This window comes from Fulvivirga sediminis (assembly GCF_016757215.1).
Lineage (GTDB): Bacteria > Bacteroidota > Bacteroidia > Cytophagales > Cyclobacteriaceae > Fulvivirga > Fulvivirga sediminis.
Genome location: NZ_JAESIY010000001.1, coordinates 614,946 through 635,704, shown reverse-complemented (window position 1 = coordinate 635,704; position 20,759 = coordinate 614,946). Strand labels below are relative to the sequence as shown.

At 37.7% G+C, this 20,759-nt stretch carries 19 protein-coding genes; 8 read left to right on the top strand and 11 right to left on the bottom strand.

Annotated features, from left to right (window positions below; genetic code table 11):
- Window positions 1-13 precede the first annotated feature (13 nt).
- From JL102_RS02830 to proS, 5 genes are all read right to left on the bottom strand, one after another.
- Window positions 14-619, bottom strand: a complete 606-nt coding sequence (locus JL102_RS02830) for a TIGR04282 family arsenosugar biosynthesis glycosyltransferase (RefSeq protein WP_202242175.1) — start codon at window positions 617-619, stop codon at window positions 14-16.
- Complete coding sequence (locus tag JL102_RS02825; RefSeq protein ID WP_202242173.1) at window positions 616-1,962, bottom strand: glycosyltransferase 87 family protein; 1,347 nt, start codon at window positions 1,960-1,962, stop codon at window positions 616-618. Before JL102_RS02825 ends, JL102_RS02830 begins: the two co-directional genes overlap by 4 nt.
- The gene (locus tag JL102_RS02820; protein ID WP_202242171.1) at window positions 1,955-3,409 is read right to left on the bottom strand and encodes a cellulose synthase family protein; all 1,455 of its coding nucleotides are present in this window, start codon (window positions 3,407-3,409) and stop codon (window positions 1,955-1,957) included. Before JL102_RS02820 ends, JL102_RS02825 begins: the two co-directional genes overlap by 8 nt.
- Window positions 3,406-4,098 carry a glycosyltransferase family 2 protein gene (locus JL102_RS02815; RefSeq protein WP_202242169.1) on the bottom strand — a complete coding sequence of 231 codons (693 nt, stop codon included), beginning with the start codon at window positions 4,096-4,098 and terminating at the stop codon, window positions 3,406-3,408. Before JL102_RS02815 ends, JL102_RS02820 begins: the two co-directional genes overlap by 4 nt.
- A 99-nt stretch (window positions 4,099-4,197) precedes the next feature.
- Window positions 4,198-5,673: a proline--tRNA ligase gene (gene proS, locus JL102_RS02810; RefSeq protein WP_202242167.1), complete on the bottom strand. Its 1,476-nt coding sequence runs from the start codon at window positions 5,671-5,673 to the stop codon at window positions 4,198-4,200.
- A gap of 145 nt (window positions 5,674-5,818) precedes the next feature.
- Here proS and JL102_RS02805 point away from each other — a divergent pair, with 145 nt between their 5' ends.
- Both JL102_RS02805 and JL102_RS02800 read left to right on the top strand, forming a co-directional pair.
- Complete coding sequence (locus JL102_RS02805) at window positions 5,819-7,216, top strand: hypothetical protein (RefSeq protein WP_202242165.1); 1,398 nt, start codon at window positions 5,819-5,821, stop codon at window positions 7,214-7,216.
- 30 nt (window positions 7,217-7,246) lie between these two features.
- Window positions 7,247-8,869, top strand: a complete 1,623-nt coding sequence (locus tag JL102_RS02800; RefSeq protein ID WP_202242163.1) for an OmpP1/FadL family transporter — start codon at window positions 7,247-7,249, stop codon at window positions 8,867-8,869.
- A 42-nt stretch (window positions 8,870-8,911) separates the two neighbouring features.
- On the opposite strand, the gene JL102_RS02795 is transcribed toward JL102_RS02800, so the two are convergent.
- Genes JL102_RS02795 through JL102_RS02785 form a run of 3 tightly spaced genes read right to left on the bottom strand, consistent with a single transcriptional unit; the run spans window position 8,912 to window position 11,073 of the window.
- Entirely contained in the window at window positions 8,912-9,433 is a 522-nt protein-coding gene (locus JL102_RS02795; RefSeq protein ID WP_202242161.1) for a shikimate kinase, read from the bottom strand.
- A complete protein-coding gene (locus tag JL102_RS02790; protein WP_237390318.1) occupies window positions 9,417-10,526 on the bottom strand; it encodes a BT_3928 family protein in 1,110 nt (369 codons plus the stop codon). Before JL102_RS02790 ends, JL102_RS02795 begins: the two co-directional genes overlap by 17 nt.
- Window positions 10,519-11,073, bottom strand: coding sequence for a DUF1599 domain-containing protein (locus JL102_RS02785; RefSeq protein ID WP_202242159.1), 555 nt, complete (start codon window positions 11,071-11,073; stop codon window positions 10,519-10,521). The genes JL102_RS02790 and JL102_RS02785 overlap by 8 nt, the downstream gene beginning before the upstream one ends.
- 39 nt (window positions 11,074-11,112) lie before the next feature.
- Between JL102_RS02785 and folP the strand changes: the two genes are divergently transcribed.
- Both folP and cdaA read left to right on the top strand, forming a co-directional pair.
- Window positions 11,113-11,967 (top strand): dihydropteroate synthase, encoded by an 855-nt coding sequence (folP, locus tag JL102_RS02780; protein WP_317191604.1) that lies wholly within the window; start codon window positions 11,113-11,115, stop codon window positions 11,965-11,967.
- A gap of 5 nt (window positions 11,968-11,972) precedes the next feature.
- A complete protein-coding gene (cdaA, locus tag JL102_RS02775; protein WP_202242157.1) occupies window positions 11,973-12,866 on the top strand; it encodes a diadenylate cyclase CdaA in 894 nt (297 codons plus the stop codon).
- 43 nt (window positions 12,867-12,909) lie between these two features.
- On the opposite strand, the gene kbl is transcribed toward cdaA, so the two are convergent.
- Complete coding sequence (gene kbl, locus JL102_RS02770; protein ID WP_202242155.1) at window positions 12,910-14,106, bottom strand: glycine C-acetyltransferase; 1,197 nt, start codon at window positions 14,104-14,106, stop codon at window positions 12,910-12,912.
- A 6-nt stretch (window positions 14,107-14,112) separates the two neighbouring features.
- Window positions 14,113-14,904 carry a hypothetical protein gene (locus JL102_RS02765; RefSeq protein ID WP_202242153.1) on the bottom strand — a complete coding sequence of 264 codons (792 nt, stop codon included), beginning with the start codon at window positions 14,902-14,904 and terminating at the stop codon, window positions 14,113-14,115.
- Between the two features lie 108 nt (window positions 14,905-15,012).
- Here JL102_RS02765 and JL102_RS02760 point away from each other — a divergent pair, with 108 nt between their 5' ends.
- Window positions 15,013-15,960, top strand: a complete 948-nt coding sequence (locus JL102_RS02760; protein WP_202242151.1) for an NAD-dependent epimerase/dehydratase family protein — start codon at window positions 15,013-15,015, stop codon at window positions 15,958-15,960.
- Here JL102_RS02760 and JL102_RS02755 read toward each other — a convergent pair.
- Window positions 15,946-17,097, bottom strand: coding sequence for a T9SS type A sorting domain-containing protein (locus JL102_RS02755; RefSeq protein WP_202242149.1), 1,152 nt, complete (start codon window positions 17,095-17,097; stop codon window positions 15,946-15,948). The genes JL102_RS02760 and JL102_RS02755 overlap by 15 nt on opposite strands.
- A 278-nt stretch (window positions 17,098-17,375) precedes the next feature.
- Here JL102_RS02755 and JL102_RS02750 point away from each other — a divergent pair, with 278 nt between their 5' ends.
- The 3 genes from JL102_RS02750 to JL102_RS02740 are packed head-to-tail and all read left to right on the top strand — an operon-like array spanning window position 17,376 to window position 20,705.
- Entirely contained in the window at window positions 17,376-18,158 is a 783-nt protein-coding gene (locus JL102_RS02750) for an enoyl-CoA hydratase/isomerase family protein (protein ID WP_202242147.1), read from the top strand.
- A gap of 12 nt (window positions 18,159-18,170) precedes the next feature.
- On the top strand, window positions 18,171-19,658 hold the full coding sequence (locus JL102_RS02745; protein ID WP_202242145.1) for a lipopolysaccharide biosynthesis protein: 1,488 nt from the start codon (window positions 18,171-18,173) through the stop codon (window positions 19,656-19,658).
- Window positions 19,659-19,697: 39 nt separating this feature from the next.
- Window positions 19,698-20,705 carry a sugar phosphate nucleotidyltransferase gene (locus tag JL102_RS02740; protein ID WP_202242143.1) on the top strand — a complete coding sequence of 336 codons (1,008 nt, stop codon included), beginning with the start codon at window positions 19,698-19,700 and terminating at the stop codon, window positions 20,703-20,705.
- Window positions 20,706-20,759 lie beyond the last annotated feature (54 nt).

Here is a 20,759-nt window from a genome sequence, read left to right as displayed (position 1 = left end):
CTATTCCAATTTATCATAAACCTGTAAGTCTTTCCAGGTCTGTCCCTTTAAGATCTTCCAGAATATCAATATCATTCAGCAGTTTAGTTTGACTGCAAGAAAGCTCATTTTTATCAATCAGCTTCATTGTCTCACTAAACACATTAGGCGTACTCCAATGGCTCAGGTCAAATACATCATGTGGCTGTTTCATTCCGATAAGGTAATAACCACCATCCTTAGCTGGGCCTATCACTACATCAGAGCTTTCCAGCTTTTTAAAAGCACTATTAACTAGGTCTACACTCAAATCATAAAGGTCTGTACCTATAAGACAAACAGAATCATACCCCGATTGAAAAGCCCTGCGGAAAGCATTGGCCATTCGTTCTCCCAAGCCATTGCCTTGTTGTAAAAATTTTTGATAATCATCAGCATCCCACTGGTCTTCTTCATCTATAAAATCAGAATAGTAGACCGCTCTATCTACCTCCTCTAACTTATCAGTAACTCCCTGAGTATGAATAAGAAGGTTCAGATACACATTTAAAGCTCGCTTATCTCCTATTGATTTGGCCAACCTCGTTTTAACCTTTCCTATTTCAGGATTCTTTACAAAAATTATCAATAACTTTTTCATTCGTGCTTCGGTAAAATGTGAAAAGAAAATTGCACCCTTTTCTTTAAATAAATTTCATAAAACAAATAAAAAATAACAACTCCGTACTCAAATCCTGTTAACCAAAGGTTTTCATTAAAGCTTACTTGAGAATAGCCTAAGTAGCTCAAAAATATCAGGAAGCTCCATATCACCACAAACCTATATTGAGTAAATACTGACAAAACTAGTAATGGGGTAATATACCAAGGGTGTATAGTAGTAGAGAAGAGCAAGTATATGAAAAGACACCAAAGCATAACCCCAGGTGTAGCGGAATTGTATTTATGCTTATAAGTATAAAATAAGATCGAAACCAGAGTAAGTAATGGCAGTATTTTACCTGCCATGCCTATAATATTATACCCAACGGCTCTAAATCCAAAATATCGAACCAAATAATAGATACTGGCATTAAATTCAAACTTTTGAAAGTACAAGGCCAGACTAGTGGTCATACCATGAATGAGATCTGGCCGAGCCATGGGCAGAAATAGCAAAACCGTAAAAAGGAAGATCATACCATAGTAAGATAGGCATCTTTTAAAAGGGAGATAGCGTAAAAATATCGGCAAAAAGATTAAAGGAATAAGCTTAGTGGCTATAGCCAAAGCCATGCATAAGGCCGAAGGCCACAATTGATTTTTACTAAAGGAGTAAACACTCAATAATAAGAAAAAAATCATGATGGCTTCGAAGTGTAAATTACCCGTAAGCTCAATAATCACAAGCGGATTCAAAGCATATAGTAAGGCATTGCGCTTATCCAAACCATAATTTCTAAGTAAGGCTATAAGCAAGAAAATACTTCCACATTCTGCTGATATTATAAATAAGCGCATTACTACTGCGCTACCCATTACTGAGTTGGGGAACAATTTAACCGCTATCCAAAATATATCTTGTGCCAACGGAGGATAAACCGTATAGTAGTCAGGTGAATTTAGTAAAGCAAATAACTGACTAGTAATGCCTGGAACATCTTCACTACCTGGCTGCATATAATAACTAGGCAACTGGGCAAAAGGTTCTATTCCTTGAATCAGCAACCTGCCATCCCAAACGAAGCGATAAATATCATCTGAAAGCGCAGGTAAGTCTATCATAAACAAAAGTCGACAAACTATTGCAAAAGCAACTAGCCAACCTATCTTTGACGTTTCCCTAAAGGCAATAAGCACCACGTAGCTCAAAAAAAGGACTGTATAAACTCCTAATAATTCAAGGTTATCATGCCGCTCTACGTAGAGTATTAAAAAACTATAAGCTAATAACGAAACGAGTACAGCTAAAGCCACTATCAGATACCGCTTTCCCTTACCCACGTTTTATTGGTTTTATTGAAAACAAAAACACCATGGCAAATCCCATACTTAGCATAAAATGAAAAAATAATAATTTAAAATCATTAAGATAGATTCCTAATACTATCCCAAACCCAAAGTACAAACTCATGCATGCCTCCAAGAGTGTAATTATACTCCATTTTGATTTCACATAGACATTTCCTTCCCAAGAGTCTTTACTCGAAATTACATTAAATTTAGGTGTTCTCACAAAAGGTGTTTTCTTACCCAACAAGCCTTCTAATACAGCTAATCCATTATGAAGAGAAAGCCCCATAGACACCACCAAAAAAGGGAGAAACAAGATGAAAAAGTACTTCGATAGCCCTCTTCTTGAGTTAACAGTAGCGACCAGATAATAAAAAGCTATAGAAAAAAAACCGATCAGAAGCACCCATCCATAAGTGAATACCTTGTGATAATATTCATTCTGGGCTGATAGATAAAGCATAGGAACGCTCAGCACCGCAGATACGAACACGCACATAAATACAGAGCTATTAAATAAATGAAAAAAGGCATGAATCTTATTAATCCAGCTCATTTTAGCCGAGAGCACTTTTCTAAAATGCTTCCTAGCAGTTTCAGCGGCTCCTTTATTCCATCGGTATTGCTGAGACTTAATTGCTGACATTATCACAGGTAGTTCCGCAGGAGAATCAAACCGCTCCAGGTATTTAAACTTCCAGCCTTTGAGCTGTGCCCTATAGCTCAAATCGAGATCTTCAGTTAGCGTATCATCACTCCAACCTCCTGCATCTTCTATACATCGCTTCCTCCAAATACCACCTGTACCATTAAAGTTAATAAAGCTACCTGCATGCTGCCTCCCCACCTGCTCCACGGAAAAATGAGCATCAAGAGCAAATGCTTGCAGTTTAGTTAAAAATGAATAATCTCTATTGATATGCCCCCAGCGGGTCTGAACCATACCTGTATTTTCAGAAAACTCACTCAGTGTAACCTTTAAAAAGTAAGCATTAGGCAAAAAGTCCGCATCAAAAATGGCAATAAAATCTCCTTTAGCCAAGGCTAAGCCGTAAGCCAATGCACCAGCCTTAAATCCCACTCTATCTGCCCGGGTTACATGGTTAATATCTATACCCTTTAACTTCCACTCCTTAACCTTATCGGCTATTATAGCTACCGTTTCATCGGTAGAGTCATCTAACACCTGTATTTCAAGCAACTCTCTTGGGTAATCAAAAGAGCAAGCGGCATCAATTAGGCGCTCTATTACATATTTTTCGTTATAAACCGGTAACTGAACCGTTACCCTGGGGTATTCTTTTAGTGGATTTAATGGCTTCTTTTTTATAGAAGCATTTAGGTAATGCCAGGTAAGATGAAGCTGCCCGAGGCTAAAAAAGCAGATAAAGACCAATGACAGAACATACAGCGACAGTATTGTAACTTCAAAAATCATAAATACTTAAAAATAGTCCATATGATTTTATAACCTGCCATAACAGTACCCTTTATAGTTCCTGATATTTTTGAGTACCCTATTCGTTGCCGATAATTGACTGGCACCTCTACACATTTCATCCTTTTCTTAGCAGCCTTAAGTTGCATCTCCACAGTCCACCCATAAGTCTTATCCTGCATATCAAGCAATAGCAGTTGTTCATATTTTACAGCTCTAAATGGCCCCAGATCAGTAAACCTCACTCCATAAAGTAACCTTAATAGGTATGTAGCTAACCAGTTTCCAAATATTTGCTGTGGAGTCATAGATCCTTTCTCTTTAGCTCCTTGAGCGCGTGAGCCTATAACCAAATCAGCCTCTCCTTTTCTTATAGGACTTATTAAGTTTATCATCTCCTCCGGATAATCAGAGTGATCTGCATCTAAAAAAACAACAATATCAGTCTTGGCAGTTTGTTGCAAGTAAGCAATACCTTTGAGACAGGCCCTACCATATCCCTTTTCAGGCTCTTTTAATACAGTAGCTCCAGATCGTAGCGCCACTTTCTCAGTATCATCAGTAGAAGCATTATTCACCACTATTACTTCTTCCACTAATTCTTTAGGGATTTCATTAATCACTTCTCCTACTCCGTTTTCTTCGTTAAAAGCCGGAATTATGACGCGTATAATGGGTGGTTTATTCATAAAGCAAAAGCGCTTATACGATAATACTAAAACAAAAAAGTGCCCTAACTTATAGACTTACTATAAGCTAAGACACTCAATATGATCATTAGGATTAAATTAATAAGCTCTAGCAAATAATACCTTTCTCTTAGAAGGTTTTCCTGAGTAAATACATACTCCATCTTCCTCCTCAGCATCCATAGGTATACACCTGATAGTTGCCTTGGTCTCTTCTTTTATCTTCTCTTCGGTTTCAGCAGTACCATCCCAGTGTGCAGATACAAAACCACCTTTTCCATCAAGTACTTCCTTAAACTCTTCATAAGAAGACACGTCTGTAGTCAACTCGGCTCTAAAGTCCATAGCTTTAGCATAGATATTTCTCTGAATATCTTCCATTAAATCTGTGATATACTGAACTGCCTCATCTTTAGACACTACTTTCTTCTCCTTAGTATCTCTTCTGGCTATTTCTACAGTACCGTTTTCAATATCTCTAGGTCCTATAGCTATTCTTACAGGTACCCCCTTCATCTCATACTCTGCAAATTTCCAACCTGGTGAGTTAGTATCTCTATCATCAAACTTCACACTTACACCAAGTTTTAACAGCTCATGTTTAAAACCATCAGCAACTTCTCTGATACTTTCTAGCTGCTCTTCTGTTTTAAAAATAGGCACTATCACCACTTGTATCGGCGCTAATTTAGGAGGCAATACTAATCCTTCATCATCAGAATGTGCCATTATCAAAGCCCCCATTAACCTGGTGCTCACACCCCATGAAGTACCCCATACATGCTCCAGCTTACCTTCCTTGTCTGCAAATTTCACATCAAAGGCCTTGGCGAAATTCTGTCCTAAAAAGTGAGAAGTACCTGCCTGAAGAGCTTTACCATCCTGCATTAGAGCCTCAATACAGTAAGTATCAATAGCTCCCGGAAATTTCTCACTTTCAGTTTTCACACCTTTAACCACTGGCATAGCCATAAACTCTTCCGCAAAAGTGGCGTATATATTTAGCATTTGAACAGTCTCGGCCTCAGCTTCTCTTCTGGTAGCATGAGCAGTATGACCTTCTTGCCATAAAAACTCCGCTGTTCTTAGAAAAAGCCTGGTTCTCATCTCCCACCTTACCACATTAGCCCATTGGTTAACCAAAATAGGCAAATCTCGGTATGACTGAATCCAGTTTTTATAAGTACTCCAAATTACTGTCTCTGAAGTGGGTCTTACTATCAACTCCTCCTCCAATTTCGCATCCGGGTCTACTATTACTCCACTACCATCTTCTGCATTTTTCAATCGATAATGCGTCACAACGGCACACTCTTTAGCAAAGCCCTCTACGTGATCTGCCTCTTTACTTAAATAACTTTTGGGCACAAACAATGGAAAATAAGCATTACTATGACCTGTGTCTTTAAACATTTTGTCAAGCGCTGCCTGCATTTTCTCCCATATGCTATATCCATATGGTTTTATGATCATACAACCCTTAACCGCCGAATGCTCTGCCAGGTCAGCCTTTTTTACTAATTCGTTGTACCATTTAGAATAGTCCTCACTTCTTTTTGGAAGTCCCTTCGCCATAATAATTTTTGGTATAAAATTTGATGTAATTTAGATTAAAAATCCAATTGCGCAACAAATATACAGATATTCTGCGCTTAACATATATCTGTTTTTTGGAATTGTCGTATAAAGGATTATGTTTATATACAAAACGAGGACAGCCATGAATACATACCTTAAAAAAATTTCTGTAGTAATGGGCTTATCGCTGCTATCTATACCAGCGCTATTCGCTCAGAATAAAGAATATGATGACTTGTACTTTAACTCTGACGACAGGGTGAAGGTGAAAAAAGTGAAAGCTGAGGATAAAGTAGTTCAAGATATCAAAGAGGTAGAGGACTTTTCTTCAGATCCTACGTCAAGTTATTCTGCTAAAAACGTTAATCCAGAGTACATCGCTCGCTACCAATCCAAATCTCAGGAAGATTATAATAGCAATAGCGACTATGCTGAAGATGAATATTATGATGAGGATTATAACAACAACAATAACAGTAATCCAAACTACTCTAATACTTCGTATAGCAATAACAATTACAACAACCAGATTCCGGTAAGAGATAGATTTGGCAACGTAAATTTTTACAATAGCTATTCTGACGTTTATTACAATGATCCTTTCTACTATCAAGGAACAGCATTTGATCCTTTTTACAGGCCGTATTATGGCTATGGCAGATATGGATCTATGTATAGACCATACAGGTCTGGCTGGAATGTTTCTTTAGGATTCGGCAACACCTGGGGCTGGGGTGGAGGCTGGCATTCAGGAGTTTCAGTAGGCTATGGCTGGGGTTCTTATGGAGGCTATTATGATCCTTTTTACGGATACCCTTCTTACTATGACAGATATTATGGAGGCTACTATGGTGGATATTACGGATACCCTTACAGAAATGTAGTTATAATTAATAACAACAATGAATCTAGAAGCCACAGAACTTATAGAAGAGGCACCGGCCCATCAAGAAGCAGAGTAGCCACCACTAACAGCAGAAGTAGAACTTCTTCAGGCAATGGCAGGTCAACTTCAGTGTCAAATGGAAGAACCGCTTCTAGAAGTAGAGATTATAGTAATACTCAAAATAGATATTACAGAAGATCAAGACAGTCTGTAAGCTCATCTAGCAACGACCGTTCTTCTAATGGCTCAAGGACATCATATACAGCTAGATCGAGATCTTCATCTAACTATAATACCTCTAGCAGCCCTTCAAGAAGTAGAGGAAACTATTCGAATTCTTCTAGCAGATCATCAAATGGTAGCTACAGTGCTCCTAGCAGATCTAGAAGTTCATCTTCTAACGGAAGCTACAATAGCCCTAGTAGATCGAATAGTAATCGTAGTTATAGTGCACCTAGCAGATCTAGAGGTTCATCTTCTAGCCCTAGTTATAACAGATCTTCGGGAAGCAGAAGCAATAACAGTTATAGTGCACCTTCAAGATCAAGAAGCTCTGGAAGTTCTAGAAGCTATTCTCCTAGCAGCAGAAGTAGCAGCTCAGGAGCAAGCAGAAGCAGATCAAGTTCTGGCGGCAGTCGTTCAAGAGGTAACTAAGAATAACAGACGGAAATTTAGTTTTAAATTATGAAAATCACGAAAAAGCTTATTCTTATAAGCATGGCACAGCTTTGCCTTGTTTTTATAGCAAAAGCACAGGATATAACTACACCTTTGAGCATAGGGTATTATGATGCCGGTAATCATGCAGGTACTGCATTAATGATGAGCAGAACATATGCCGGAGGTAGTGCAAGAATGCAAGGACTAGGAGGAGCACAAACTTCTCTTGGAGGAGATATTAGTTCAGCTTCATCTAACCCGGCAGGGCTTGGTTTTTTTAATCGTTCTGAATACTCATTTAGCCCTACGATAAATGTAATGAATACCACATCATCCTACTTAGGAACATCTACAGAAGATTCTAGGCTAAATCTTAATTTTGCTAATATGGGGGTAGTATTTAATAGATCTAAAGGAGATCTTGTACAGAGTAAATGGAGAGGCGGCTCATTTGGGATAAGTTTGAATAGGATTGCTGATTTTCAGCAGCAATTCACTTATGAAGGTTATTCCTTTAATGAGACCGACGCTGATGGGAGCCTAGCACTAGATCCTAATTCTCCTCGTGATTTTATAGAGTATTCGGTACTCAATTCTTATCCAGACTCTGAATCAGGTATAGGTTTTAATAATGATCTTGCTGAGTTAGCTTATAAAACATATTTAATTGACAAATTTGAAACTCCTGATGGAGATATAATTGACAGAGATATTTATGCTACAGACGGAAATGGTAATTTACGGGTAGATGACAATGGAAATTACATCCCTGCCTATCCCGAAAAAGGCTTTAAAACCAGACAACAGGAAAGCATCAAATCTAGAGGTGGTATTTACCAAATATCTCTAGCTTATGGTGGCAATTATAATGATAGACTTTATTTCGGAGGAGGCTTAGGTATCCTTTCTGTAAACAGAGAGGTTGAACGTGAGTACATTGAGCAACCTACCCAAACTACCTTAAGACAGTTAACATTAACTGATAAATTCACACAAAATGGTATTGGTATAAATGCCATCATAGGAGTTATTGGCAGACCTGTTAACTCTTTGTTATTAGGAGCTACCTATACAACACCAAGCCTCTACAGCTTAGATCAAACCCAAGAGACAACACTATCAGCATCATACACAGGCGCCACTTCTATACGACCTGAATACTCATATCACACTTTTGTATATGATGCCAATTATAACCTCCGAACTCCTTCGAAATTATCGGGAGGCCTTACTTACTTTTTAGGCAAAAGAGGTTTTATTACTGGTGATATTGAAAGAGTTAACTATGCTGGAGCAAACTTATCAGGAGGAAGCGATGGCATTAGTTTCCAAGACAGCAACAGCGAAGTAGATAGACTTGAGGCCACCTACAATTATCGCGCTGGTATAGAATTAAGGTTTAATACTTTCAGAGTTAGGGGTGGGTATTCTTACTTTGGAGATCCCGTTGCAGATAATCACATAGATGAAAGCATTAGTAAAGCTTCGATTGGAGCAGGGATAAGAACTAAAGATTACTTTGTAGATCTTGCTTTAAGCAGAATCTTAAATAATGAATTTCAAATATCGCCTTATCCCGGAGCATCTCAAGCGGCAGTGGATAACAACAGAACTGCAGCTACTATCTCAGTAGGATTCTTCTTTTAAAAAACATTCATGACTAGTCCTTAAAAAAGGCTGATTAGATATCTAATCAGCCTTTTTTATTTTTTCTATCAAGCGCTGCAAGCCTTCTTCAGAACTCCATCTCAAACCGGCTTGGTTATAAAAGGGTTTTCTTTTCTGGAACAGCTCTTCTAAAAGCTCATTAACATTTTGTTTTTCTGAATAGAGCTTGGGCCTTTTACTTACTTCCCCCCTTCCCATTCTGACAACTAACTCTTCTACTGTTTCATCTATAAAAACACTTATGCCATTTTTATTAATTACTTCCATACTATCAAAGAAACAAGGGGCACCGCCTCCTGTAGCTACAATACAATGCTCCGAGCCGCCTAAAATAGCCTGAAGTACTTTATTCTCAACCTCCCTGAAGTAATCTTCGCCATCTGCAGAAAAGATTTCAGCTATACTCCTACCTTCTCTTTTTACAATTTCCTCGTCCATATCAATAAAGGCGAGATTCATCTCCTGAGCAAGCTGCCTACCTACAGTGGTTTTTCCACTACCGGGCATACCTATGAGTACTATTTTTCTATTGAACAAGGCCATTCACCTCATTGGCTTCAGGCACATCGTTATAGTGCCACTTTCCTAAAACCACACCATCATGAAGCATCATCACACCTGGATTAGCTCTTATCATTGCTTTAAGCACAGTAGCATCAGTTAAGTAGAATGGGGCCGCCAACTGATATTCATGCCTGAAAGTCTCAAAATTTTCAGGGTTGGCAGAAGTCAAAACAATTGGCTCTACACCTGCTTTCAGGTTATTAACCAAAGCAACTATCTCTTCCATATGATCTTTATTGGCCTTTTTTGTATCATAAAAAATCAACACCAATTTATACCCCTTAAAGCTCTCTTCTGTATAGTCTTCGCCATCAACACTTACAGCCTGATAATCTGTAATTTTTGGTGTAGACTCTTTTTCATTAATCACTTCAGAAGAAACATACTCATACCCATCATCTGGCATTAGGTATTTTTGAGACTTCACTTCTTCTCCTTCCTTATCCTTAAAAGTATATTCTATTATAGGAGATTCTGCGGCGATCATATTCTTTGGTAAACTATCTCCTATTTTATAAGGCCTGAAATCAATATAAGGCAAATGCTGAATAGCATAAATACCAATTATAAAACTAAGCACGGTAACTCCTCCTACTATGATATTTCCAGCCTTAGCAGGTAACGCCTGACGATACGTTTTCCTATACCAGAAAAGATGCAGTACAAAAACCATAAGTATAACATCTTTCCAAAAAGACTGCCATGGATCTAAAGGAATAGCATCACCAAAGCACCCACAATCCGTTACTTTATTAAAATAAGCTGAATAGAAGGTAAGAAAAGTGAAGAACACCATAAGTCCGAGCAGCACCCAGGTGGTAATTTTCATTTTATAATTCAACAACACTGCTACACCCAGCACCACCTCAAGCACTATCATAATCAAACCAATGACTAATGCTGCAGGAATAAATATTTCAAATATAGATCCGAAATCAGTTGAAAAAACATCGAAGTATTCTTCTAACTTAATCTTAGTACCAACAGGGTCATTGAGCTTTATTAAGCCAGAAAATATAAATAATGCTCCAACGAAAACCCTCGAAAAAATGTCAATTGCTTTTCTAATCATTTTTAATGTAGTTCAGCTTTATCAATGAAAAAACAGAATAATTAATCATATCCTGATAATTGGCCTTTACTCCTTCTGAAACCAAAGTTTTACCTTGATTATCTTCAATTTGTTTTACCCTGAGTAGCTTCATTAGAATAATATCAGTAATTGAACTTACTCTCATCTCTCTCCAAGCTTCACCATAATCATGATTTTTATTCTTTAGCAAATCTAAAGTCTCCTCACCCACTCGATCATACACCGGCTCCAACTGCTCGTAAGGAATTTCCAGAGCATCATTATCCTTCAACTCCATCTGTATAACGGCCATTATGCAATAATTAATAATGCCTACAAACTCAGAAGTAATATCTTCACCCACCTTCTGCATGCCTCTCTTTTCCTGTACAGAACGGATACGCTGAGCCTTAATGTAAATTTGGTCTGTAATAGAAGGCAATCTCAAAATCCTCCATGCAGTGCCATAATCTTTTGTTTTCTTTTCGAAAAGTTCTTTACACTGCTCTATAACCTGCCTATATTCGCTAACGGTTTTATCTATCACCGGTAATGCTTGTTTTTAAATTATTATTTTATTTCAAAAGTGGGGAAAGATACAGTTTTTTCAAATAAAAGTACGCTTAACATTGGCGGAAATCTGCTTAGCCTGACCAAGCCTGTGGTTATGGGAATTCTAAACCTAACACCAGATTCTTTCTTTGATGGAGGCCAGCATAACAATGAAAAAGAGGCTTTAAAAAAGGCTAGTCAATTACTTAAAAATGGTGCTGACATGATTGATGTTGGAGGTTATTCCTCACGCCCTGATGCTATTGATATTTCTACAGAAGAAGAGATTAAACGCATAACGCCAACCATTAAAAATATTAAATCGGAATTCCCAGAAAGTATTATTTCAGTAGATACCTTTAGAGCTGCTGTAGCAGAAGCTGCGGTAAATGCAGGCGCAGACATCATCAATGACATTTCTGGCGGAACATTAGATGATAAAATGTTTGACACAGTAGCCCAGCTCCAAGTGCCATATATACTCATGCACATGAAAGGCACCCCACAGTCTATGCAAAAAGAAACGGACTATGATGATCTTCTTTTAGACATCATTGATTTTTTTCAAAAAAGTTTGAGCAATCTGCATGAAAAAGGCGTTAAAGATATAATACTAGATCCTGGATTTGGTTTTGCAAAAACTGTGCATCAAAATTATGTATTACTAAAAAATTTACACTATTTTGATTCTTTAGGCCTACCTTTGTTAGTAGGTATATCTCGTAAATCGATGATTTACAAAGAGCTGAACATTGAGCCTTCAGAAGCACTGAACGGAACTACGGTTTTAAACACGATGGCCCTGATGAACGGCGCTAAAATCCTTAGGGTTCATGACGTAAAAGAAGCTGTGGAGGCGGTAAAACTTTTTAATTTGACATATAACTAAATAAATTGATATTACTTTTTAGCATAGGTTTTTTAGAAGTAAGCTGGGTTGACATCTTCGATATTATGCTGGTAAGTGTACTACTATACCAGGTTTACAAACTTATGCGCGGAAGCGTGGCAGTGAAAATTTTCCTCGGTGTACTATCTCTTTATCTTTTATATCTGATCGTCCGTGCCTTGCAAATGGAATTGCTGGGGCTCATTCTAGGACAATTTATGGGAGTAGGTGTACTAGCCGCCATCATCCTATTTCAACCCGAAATCAGAAAGTTCTTACTACTTGTAGGAAAAACCACCGATTTCAACAAAGGTGACTTTTGGAACAACCTTTTCATATGGAAAAAAAGAGCCGCTAAAGAAACTTACAACATCACGCCTATAATAGAAGCTTCAAAAACACTGGGCGGATCAAATACAGGGGCGTTAATAGTAATATCAAAAGATTCTGAGCTTAAATTCTATGCTGAGTCAGGAGATATCATAGATGCTCAACTATCAAAAAGGCTTCTTTTATCTATTTTCAATAAATATAGCCCGCTGCACGACGGTGCTGTAATTGTTTTTAAAGGAAAAATTAAAGCTGCAAGATGTGTACTTCCCGTGTCGGAGAGCGATAGTTTACCTGCTCAGTTTGGTCTAAGACACCGAGCAGCATTAGGCATGTCTGAAGTCACTGACACTATTGTACTTATTGTGTCTGAAGAAACAGGGCAGTTTTCTTTAGCAAGAAACGGTAAGCTCACACACAACCTATCTCCCCAAGAGCTTAGAAAAAAAGTAAATGATTACCTTCATTCTGATGAAGTGAAAAAGGCAAAAGAGAAAGAAGCAAAAGAAGAAGATGCAGTTGAAAAAGAAGCCTCTAAAATAAAGGGAGAAGCAAAAGCTGGCATTTAATTAAAAAGGCCGCCTCAATTTGGCGACCTTCTCAATCAAAATTTTATTTTATCACTTCAAGCTCTTTACCTACTTCAGTAAACGCCTTTATGGCTTTATCTAAATGAGCCTGATCATGAGCTGCTGAAATTTGCACCCTTATCCTTGCTTGCCCCTTAGGCACTACGGGATAAAAGAAGCCTATTACATAGATGCCTTTCTCTAGTAACTTTTCAGCGAACTGTTGAGCCAAAGGAGCTTCATACAGCATGATGGGAACTATAGGATGCTCGCCCGACTTTATATCGAATCCTGCTTCAGTCATAGCCTTTCTAAAGTACTGAGTGTTCCACTCCAACTTATCCCTAAGGTCTGTGGTCTCACTTAGCATGTCTATCACCTTAATCGATGCACCTGTAATAGAAGGAGCTAACGTATTAGAAAACAAGTAAGGCCTTGATCTTTGTCTTAATAGCTCTACTATTTCTTTTCTGGCAGATGTAAAGCCACCTGAAGCACCTCCAAGTGCTTTTCCTAAAGTGCCTGTGATGATATCTATCCTCCCCATAACATCTCTATACTCATGTACACCTCTACCCGTTTTGCCCATAAAGCCAGTAGAATGACACTCGTCAGACATCACTAATGCTCCATATTTCTCTGCTAAGTCGCAGATTTTATCTAATTGAGCAATGGTTCCATCCATGGAAAACACACCGTCTGTTACTATTATTTTTTCTTTAGCTCCTGCCTCATCTGCCTCTTTTAGTTTAGCTTCTAAGTCAGCCATATCATTATGGTTATACCTGTAGCGCATGGCTTTACACAGTCTAACACCATCGATAATAGATGCATGATTTAATGCATCAGAAATAATAGCGTCTTCAGGACCTAATAATGGCTCAAAAACTCCGCCATTAGCATCAAAAGCTGCAGCATAAAGTATAGTATCCTCCATACCTAAAAATTCGGAGATTTTCTCCTCCAACTCTTTATGGATATCTTGCGTACCACAAATAAATCGTACTGAAGACATTCCAAAACCATGAGTATCAATGGTAGCTTTAGCCGCTTTTAATACCTCCGGATGAGAAGAAAGCCCTAAATAATTATTAGCACAAAAATTAATAACTTCTTTACCTTCAGTAGTTTTTATATCAGCTCCTTGAGGGGTAGTTATTACTCTCTCTTTTTTATATAATCCGGCCTCTTTTATAGAAGCTAATTCCTTTTCTAATTTTAACTTCAGTGTATCGTACATAGATTATTATTCTGTTTTTGGTCTTTTCTTAATTACAGGTCTTGGTTTTGCCTTTGGTTTTTCATCTTCAACTGTATCCGCTGGCAAAGAATTTTCATCTTTCTTTTTAATAACAGGCTTCTGGATCTTCGGTTTTATTACCGGCTTTAGCTTCTTCTCTGGTAATTCCTTTTTAGCACCATCTTCTTCGTTCGTTTTTTTAGGAATTTTGGGCCTTACCATTTTAGGCTTAACCGGTTTCGACTTTTCTCCTAACTCATTATCCTGACCTTCAGCCTCAACCTCTCTTTTTATTTTTGGCTTAATAATAGGCTTCGCTTTTTTATTACCTTTCGAGCTTTCATTTTCGGAAGCCTTAGATTTAGTAATCTTTGGTCGCACCATTTTAGGTTTTGACTTCACCTTATCAACTCCCTCGTCCTGAGAAATGTTAGGTTTAGCCATTTTTGGCTTCATTACGGGCTTTGATGCTCCTTTATCTCCACTCGTGTTTGCTCCTATTTTTGGCTTAGCCATTTTTGGTTTACCTACCTTTGGCCTAGCAGGTTCTTCAGGCTCTGCATCGGTAGTAGTTTTGATGCTTACAGGCACCTTTCTTTCAGCCTTCACCTCTTCTACCTCTTCAGTAACAGGAAACTTCCTCCTCAAAGGATTCAAAAGAAACTTCTTTTGAGATGTAAAACTATCTGGATGAACCTGCTCAAAGATCCCCTTAAGATTAGTCCAAAGAGCTATATCCTGCTCTTTAAACTGATCATGATTGATCTTCTTTTTATATAAATATTCTTCGAAGCTCATTAAGGCAAATATATAAATTTATGACATAGATAAGGTTTGCTCATAAGGATCATTTGCTTTAAAGGTTTTTTGGTAATTTCGCACCACAAAAAAAATTAGATAAAAGTGATGGATAAAATTCTTGTAACAGGCGCCTGCGGACAATTAGGATCTGAATTAACCTTAGCCCTTAGAGAATTATATGGAAATGATAATGTTATAGCATCAGATGTAAGGCCTGCAGATGGAGATCTTTTAAGTGGCCCATGCATTATACTTAACGCTATGCATAAAAGTGATATTGAAAATGCCATCGATGAGCATCAAATAACTCAAATCTATCACCTGGCGGCCATACTCTCCGCGAAGGGAGAAAATGACCCGAAATTTGCCTGGGATCTCAACATGACCAGTCTACTCAATATTTTAGAACTAGCAAGAGACAAAAAGCTTGATAAAATATATTGGCCTAGTTCTATTGCTGTTTTTGGCCCAGACACTCCAAAAGACGACACTCCTCAAAATACAATAATGAGCCCCACCACCGTATATGGTATAAGCAAATTAGCCGGCGAAAGGTGGTGTGAGTACTTCCATAATAAATTTGGAGTAGATGTTAGAAGTCTTAGATATCCTGGCCTGATCGGCTATAAAGTAAAACCTGGAGGTGGCACTACCGACTATGCTGTAGACATATTTTACAAAGCTCTTGAAGAAAATAAATACGAAAGCTTTTTAGAATCTGACGCTTATCTGCCTATGATGTATATCAATGATGCTATCAAGGCCACTATTAACCTTATGCAAGCCAATTCGGCAGATGTAAAAGTAAGATCGAGCTATAACATTTCAGCAATGAGCTTTTCTCCTGAAGAAATAGCCAATGAAATTAAGAAATCACTTCCTGATTTTAAAATTAGCTATCAACCTGATTTCAGGCAAAAAATTGCCAGCTCTTGGCCCAATTCTATTGATGACTCCGAAGCAAGGAAAGACTGGAACTGGCAACATGAATACGACCTTCCAAAAATGACGCTGTCAATTTTAAAAGGTCTTAAAGAACTACTCAACAATTAATCTTCCTGTTTTAGTAAGAGAACCTGAAGTTAATTTAATTACATATAATCCACTTCTCAATCCGGAGTTAAGTACTGTGTAACCAGCTTCTGCATGACTCTCTTGAGCATACAGCAGCTGGCCAGCTCCTGAATATACCGCTACATTCAGTGCCTCAGAGTGATCGGCTCCGGTATATATTTTTATATCCTGACCCTCTGCTGCAGGTGAAGGAAATATAGCAAAAGACTTCACACTACTATTAAATACTGCCTGGATGGCTACATTGTGCTCAGTTCCGTCATAGTCCGTTTGCAACAGACGGTAGTAAGAAGTTCCATAAATTGGGTTGGCATCTAAATAAGAATAGCTTTGCTCTTCATTGGTCGTTCCATTACCCGCTATTTTTGCGATGTTTTCAAAAACCTTTCCGTCAGATGACCTCTGAAGGGTAAAGTAATCATTATTTTCCTCAGAAGCTGTCTTCCACTCCAAACTGACGTTTTGATCAACTAACTCATAGTTAAAAGAAAGTAAACTGATAGGAAGAGGTGCACTCCCATTATTTTGCACAAAATCATAAATATCAGGAAAGTCGTTTCTTAAGTCGTTTGCTACATCCTTCTCAGAAGAATCTGGCACAAAATCTCCTGCAACACCTGAATAACTGCCCGCGTACACATTTCCTGTCCCTGTATAATCACCTTGACTTGCAGAACCTGATTTATAAAAATCACCACTTACCACCAAGCTACCTGATGATGCCAACTCTATTTTATTGGCCATAGTAAGATTACCTAATACAATCATCACCGCTCCTGGATCAATCACAAGATTCATTGATTTATTAGTAAAAACAACATCTCCGTATACTACTAAAGTGTCAGAAACCCTAAAATCATAAGCATCTCTGTTCGATTGAAAACTCAAAGCTGTAACTGACCCTGGAGTTGGGGCAGGCGCAGTACCAACACTAATGTATCCGTTAATCTGAAAGTTTCTGGCGGTAACGGGCAAATTCGCTGTTTCTGGGGCTGAACCATCTACCCAAGAGCCGTTAGAAGACCATGAACCGGTATAATTATCTCTCGAAACCTCTTGTGCCTTCGCATAATTAAAGGCAGTTATCAACAACACAAATCCTAAAATCGCTTTCATAATCCTAAATGTTATATTATTTTATGCATATTACCACATAAAAGTAACCTATGTAATTTAAATAGTTATTTTAACTATAATAGTAAAATAGAAAGCACAATAAGTAATCAAAGTCAATAATATTGGATATTTCCAACAAAACAACAAGAAATGGACATCTCAAATCAGATGGTTAAGTAAATAAATATTTTATTTTATGTTATTTATTACATGAAAAATGATCAGTTTTTCCTTTCCTCATTCTCTCGTATATTTGGGTCAAACATTCAAGCAGTGCTATGAGCTTATATCAGAACCTTACTGAAGCCATTGAAAATGGCATTTTGATAATTACCATTTCAAGACCAGAAAGCCTAAATGCTTTAAATACAGAGACTTTAGACGAACTAAGGACAGCAATACAAGAGGCGTATGACAATAAAGAGATAAGAGGAATAATTATAACAGGTGCTGGCGAAAAGTCTTTCGTTGCAGGAGCTGATATAAAAGAAATCGCTGAACTCAATGAACTAAACGCCAGAAAATTCGCAGAAAATGGTCAAGAAATATTTTCTTTGATAGAGCAATGCGAAAAACCAGTTATAGCAGCCGTTAATGGCTTTGCCTTAGGTGGTGGCTGTGAACTTGCCATGGCTTGTCATATAAGAATAGCTTCTGAAAACGCCAAATTTGGACAACCAGAAGTTACGCTAGGTATTATTCCTGGATATGGGGGAACACAGAGACTTACTCAACTTGTAGGCAAAGGCAAGGCCCTTGAGCTTATAGCTACCGGAGATATGATCAGCGCTAATGAAGCTAAAAACATTGGCCTTGTGAACCATGTAGTAGAGACTCAAGACGAGCTCATGGAACTAAGTAAAAAGATCATGTCTAAAATTGTATCAAAAGCACCACTTGCAGTAGGCATGGCTATCAATTGTGTTAATGCATTTTATGCAGAAGAAAATGGATACCAAACAGAGGCTAACAGCTTCTCTAACTGCACTAAAACCAAAGATTTTCAAGAAGGAACCATGGCCTTTATAGAAAAAAGAAAGCCTGAGTTTAAAGGCGAGTAGAGTTTTTTCTTTATGAGTAAAATAAAGAGCTTAGCGAGCCAAACCGCTATCTACGGCATTAGTAGTATTTTAGGGAGGCTCCTAAACTATGCGCTTGTACCTATACATACTGACTTATTTCCTAACCCTGATGATTTAGGAGTTGTAACCGGCCTATATGCTTATACCGCTATCTTTCTTGTTCTCTATACTTTTGGAATGGAAACAGCCTTTTTCAGGTTTGCCACTAAAGACAATAAGGAAGAAACCTATAATGCTACAGCGTCATTTGTAGTCCTTTGTAGCACGGCGCTATCTATATTGATCATTATTTTCTCTGACTCATTAGCTACTTGGGCAGGCTACCCTACAGCCTCCAATTTAGTTACGTGGTTAGCCATAATTTTATGGATTGACGGCCTATTGGCTATTCCTTTTGCTAGAATTAGGCTTGAAAATAAAGCTAAGCTATTTGCCTCTGCCCGGATAATAAACATTATCATCAATGTAGGCCTACAAATTTTATTTCTATACCTCATTCCTTTAATCATAAGCAAAGGCTGGGAAGGATCTGGATGGCTAGAATCCGTTTATAAGCCAGATCTGGGCATTGGTTATATATTCTTAGCCAATCTGATTGCCAATATTTTGCTCCTAGCCATCTTAGGCAAATGGCTACTAAAAGTCAAACTAACCTTTAACAAGAAAAAACTAAAACCTATACTTATTTATGCCTCCCCCATACTGCTTACTGGCTTAGCAGGGATGCTCAACGAACAACTTGACAAAATACTAATAGAAAAATTCTTGCCTGTCAATTTTTATGATGGTATAACCAGCACAGCTGCAGTGGGCATATATGGCCAAACATTCAAACTAAGCATATTCATGATGTTGGCCATTCAAGCATTTAGGTATGCTGGTGAGCCTTTCTTTTTTAGCAATGCTAAAGACAAAAAAGCACCCGAGCTATTCGCTAAAATCATGCACTATTTTGTATTGTTAAGCCTGCTTATTTTCTTAATGGTAAGTATTAACGTAGAACTTATTGGGTTCGTATTCCTTAGAAGTTCAGCATATAGAAGTGCTCTATACCTAGTACCTATACTTCTCTTAGGCAAGTTATTCTATGGAATTTATATGAACCTAAGCATATGGTTCAAACTGACCGACCAAACAATGTATGGCACTTACTTTAGCCTGTTCGGAGCTGCTATTACTATAGTAGGAAATATCTTACTTATTCCCATTATTGGTTACACAGGCAGTGCCATTACATCCGTATTATGCTATCTTTGCATGACCATAATCTGCTATAAGATAGGTAATAAAAAATACCCTATACCTTACAATTTCAAAATACTCTCAGTCTATATAATAATATCCTGCATTATAGCCTCAGGCACACAATTATTTAAACTGGAGAACTTTTGGCTAGATAGCATTGTAAAATTGGCAATATCTTTGTCAATAGTGGTATTCATTTACTTGGTAGAAAAGCCCAAACTGGTTAGAAATTAACCTTTATTTTAGTTAAGAAAGAAAAATAAACGCAAACCCATGAACATAATTATACCGATGGCAGGCCGCGGAACAAGGCTGCGTCCTCATACACTTACTGTTCCTAAACCTTTAATGCCTATTGCAGGAAAACCCATCGTACAGCGCTTAGTAGAAGATATTGCTAAGGTGGGAAATGATAAACTAGACAAAATAGGATTTATAATAGATCGTGATTTCGGCCCCCAGGTAGAAGAAGATTTACTAAAAATAGCGGAGACGGTAGGAGCCGAAGGAATCATATGTTACCAGGATGATAAGTTTGGAACCGCGCATGCAGTACTATGCGCTAAAGAGCTGCTGGAAGGAAATGTAATTGTTGCTTTTGCCGACACTTTGTTTAAAGCTGATTTTAAACTAGACACTTCTAAAGATGGTATCATTTGGGTACAAAAAGTAGAAGACCCCTCTGATTTTGGAGTGGTAAAGCTTGACGATAGCGGCGTCATCACTGATTTTATAGAGAAACCACAGACCTTTGTATCAGACCTAGCCATTATAGGCATCTACTTCTTCAAGAGTGGTGAAACCCTACATAATGAACTACAATATCTGGTAGATAATAAAATTCATGACGCCAAAGGTGAGTATCAACTTACTGTAGCCTTAGAAAACATGAAAAAGAAAGGAACTAAGTTTGTACCTGGTCAGGTTACAGAATGGCTAGACTGTGGTAATAAAAACGCTACAGTTTTCACCAATATGAGGTATCTGGAATACCTAAAAGATCAAAATCTGGTATCTGAAAGTTTTAAACAAAAGAATTGTGTAATAATTCCTCCAGTATACATTGGTGATAATGTAGAGATAGAAAATTCGGTAATAGGACCATATACTTCTATAGGAGCAAACACCATTATTAAGAGTTCTATTGTGCAGAACTCTATCATTCAAACTAATACTAAAATAAATAATGCCAACTTCAAAAACTCGATTTTAGGAAATTTCGTTACTTTTGAAGGCAAATCGGATGATTTTAGTATAGGAGATTACAATAGTTTTCAATAATATTCTCTATGGGCTGGAGCAAAAAGAACTTTATCATACAAATTATTTTTTGTG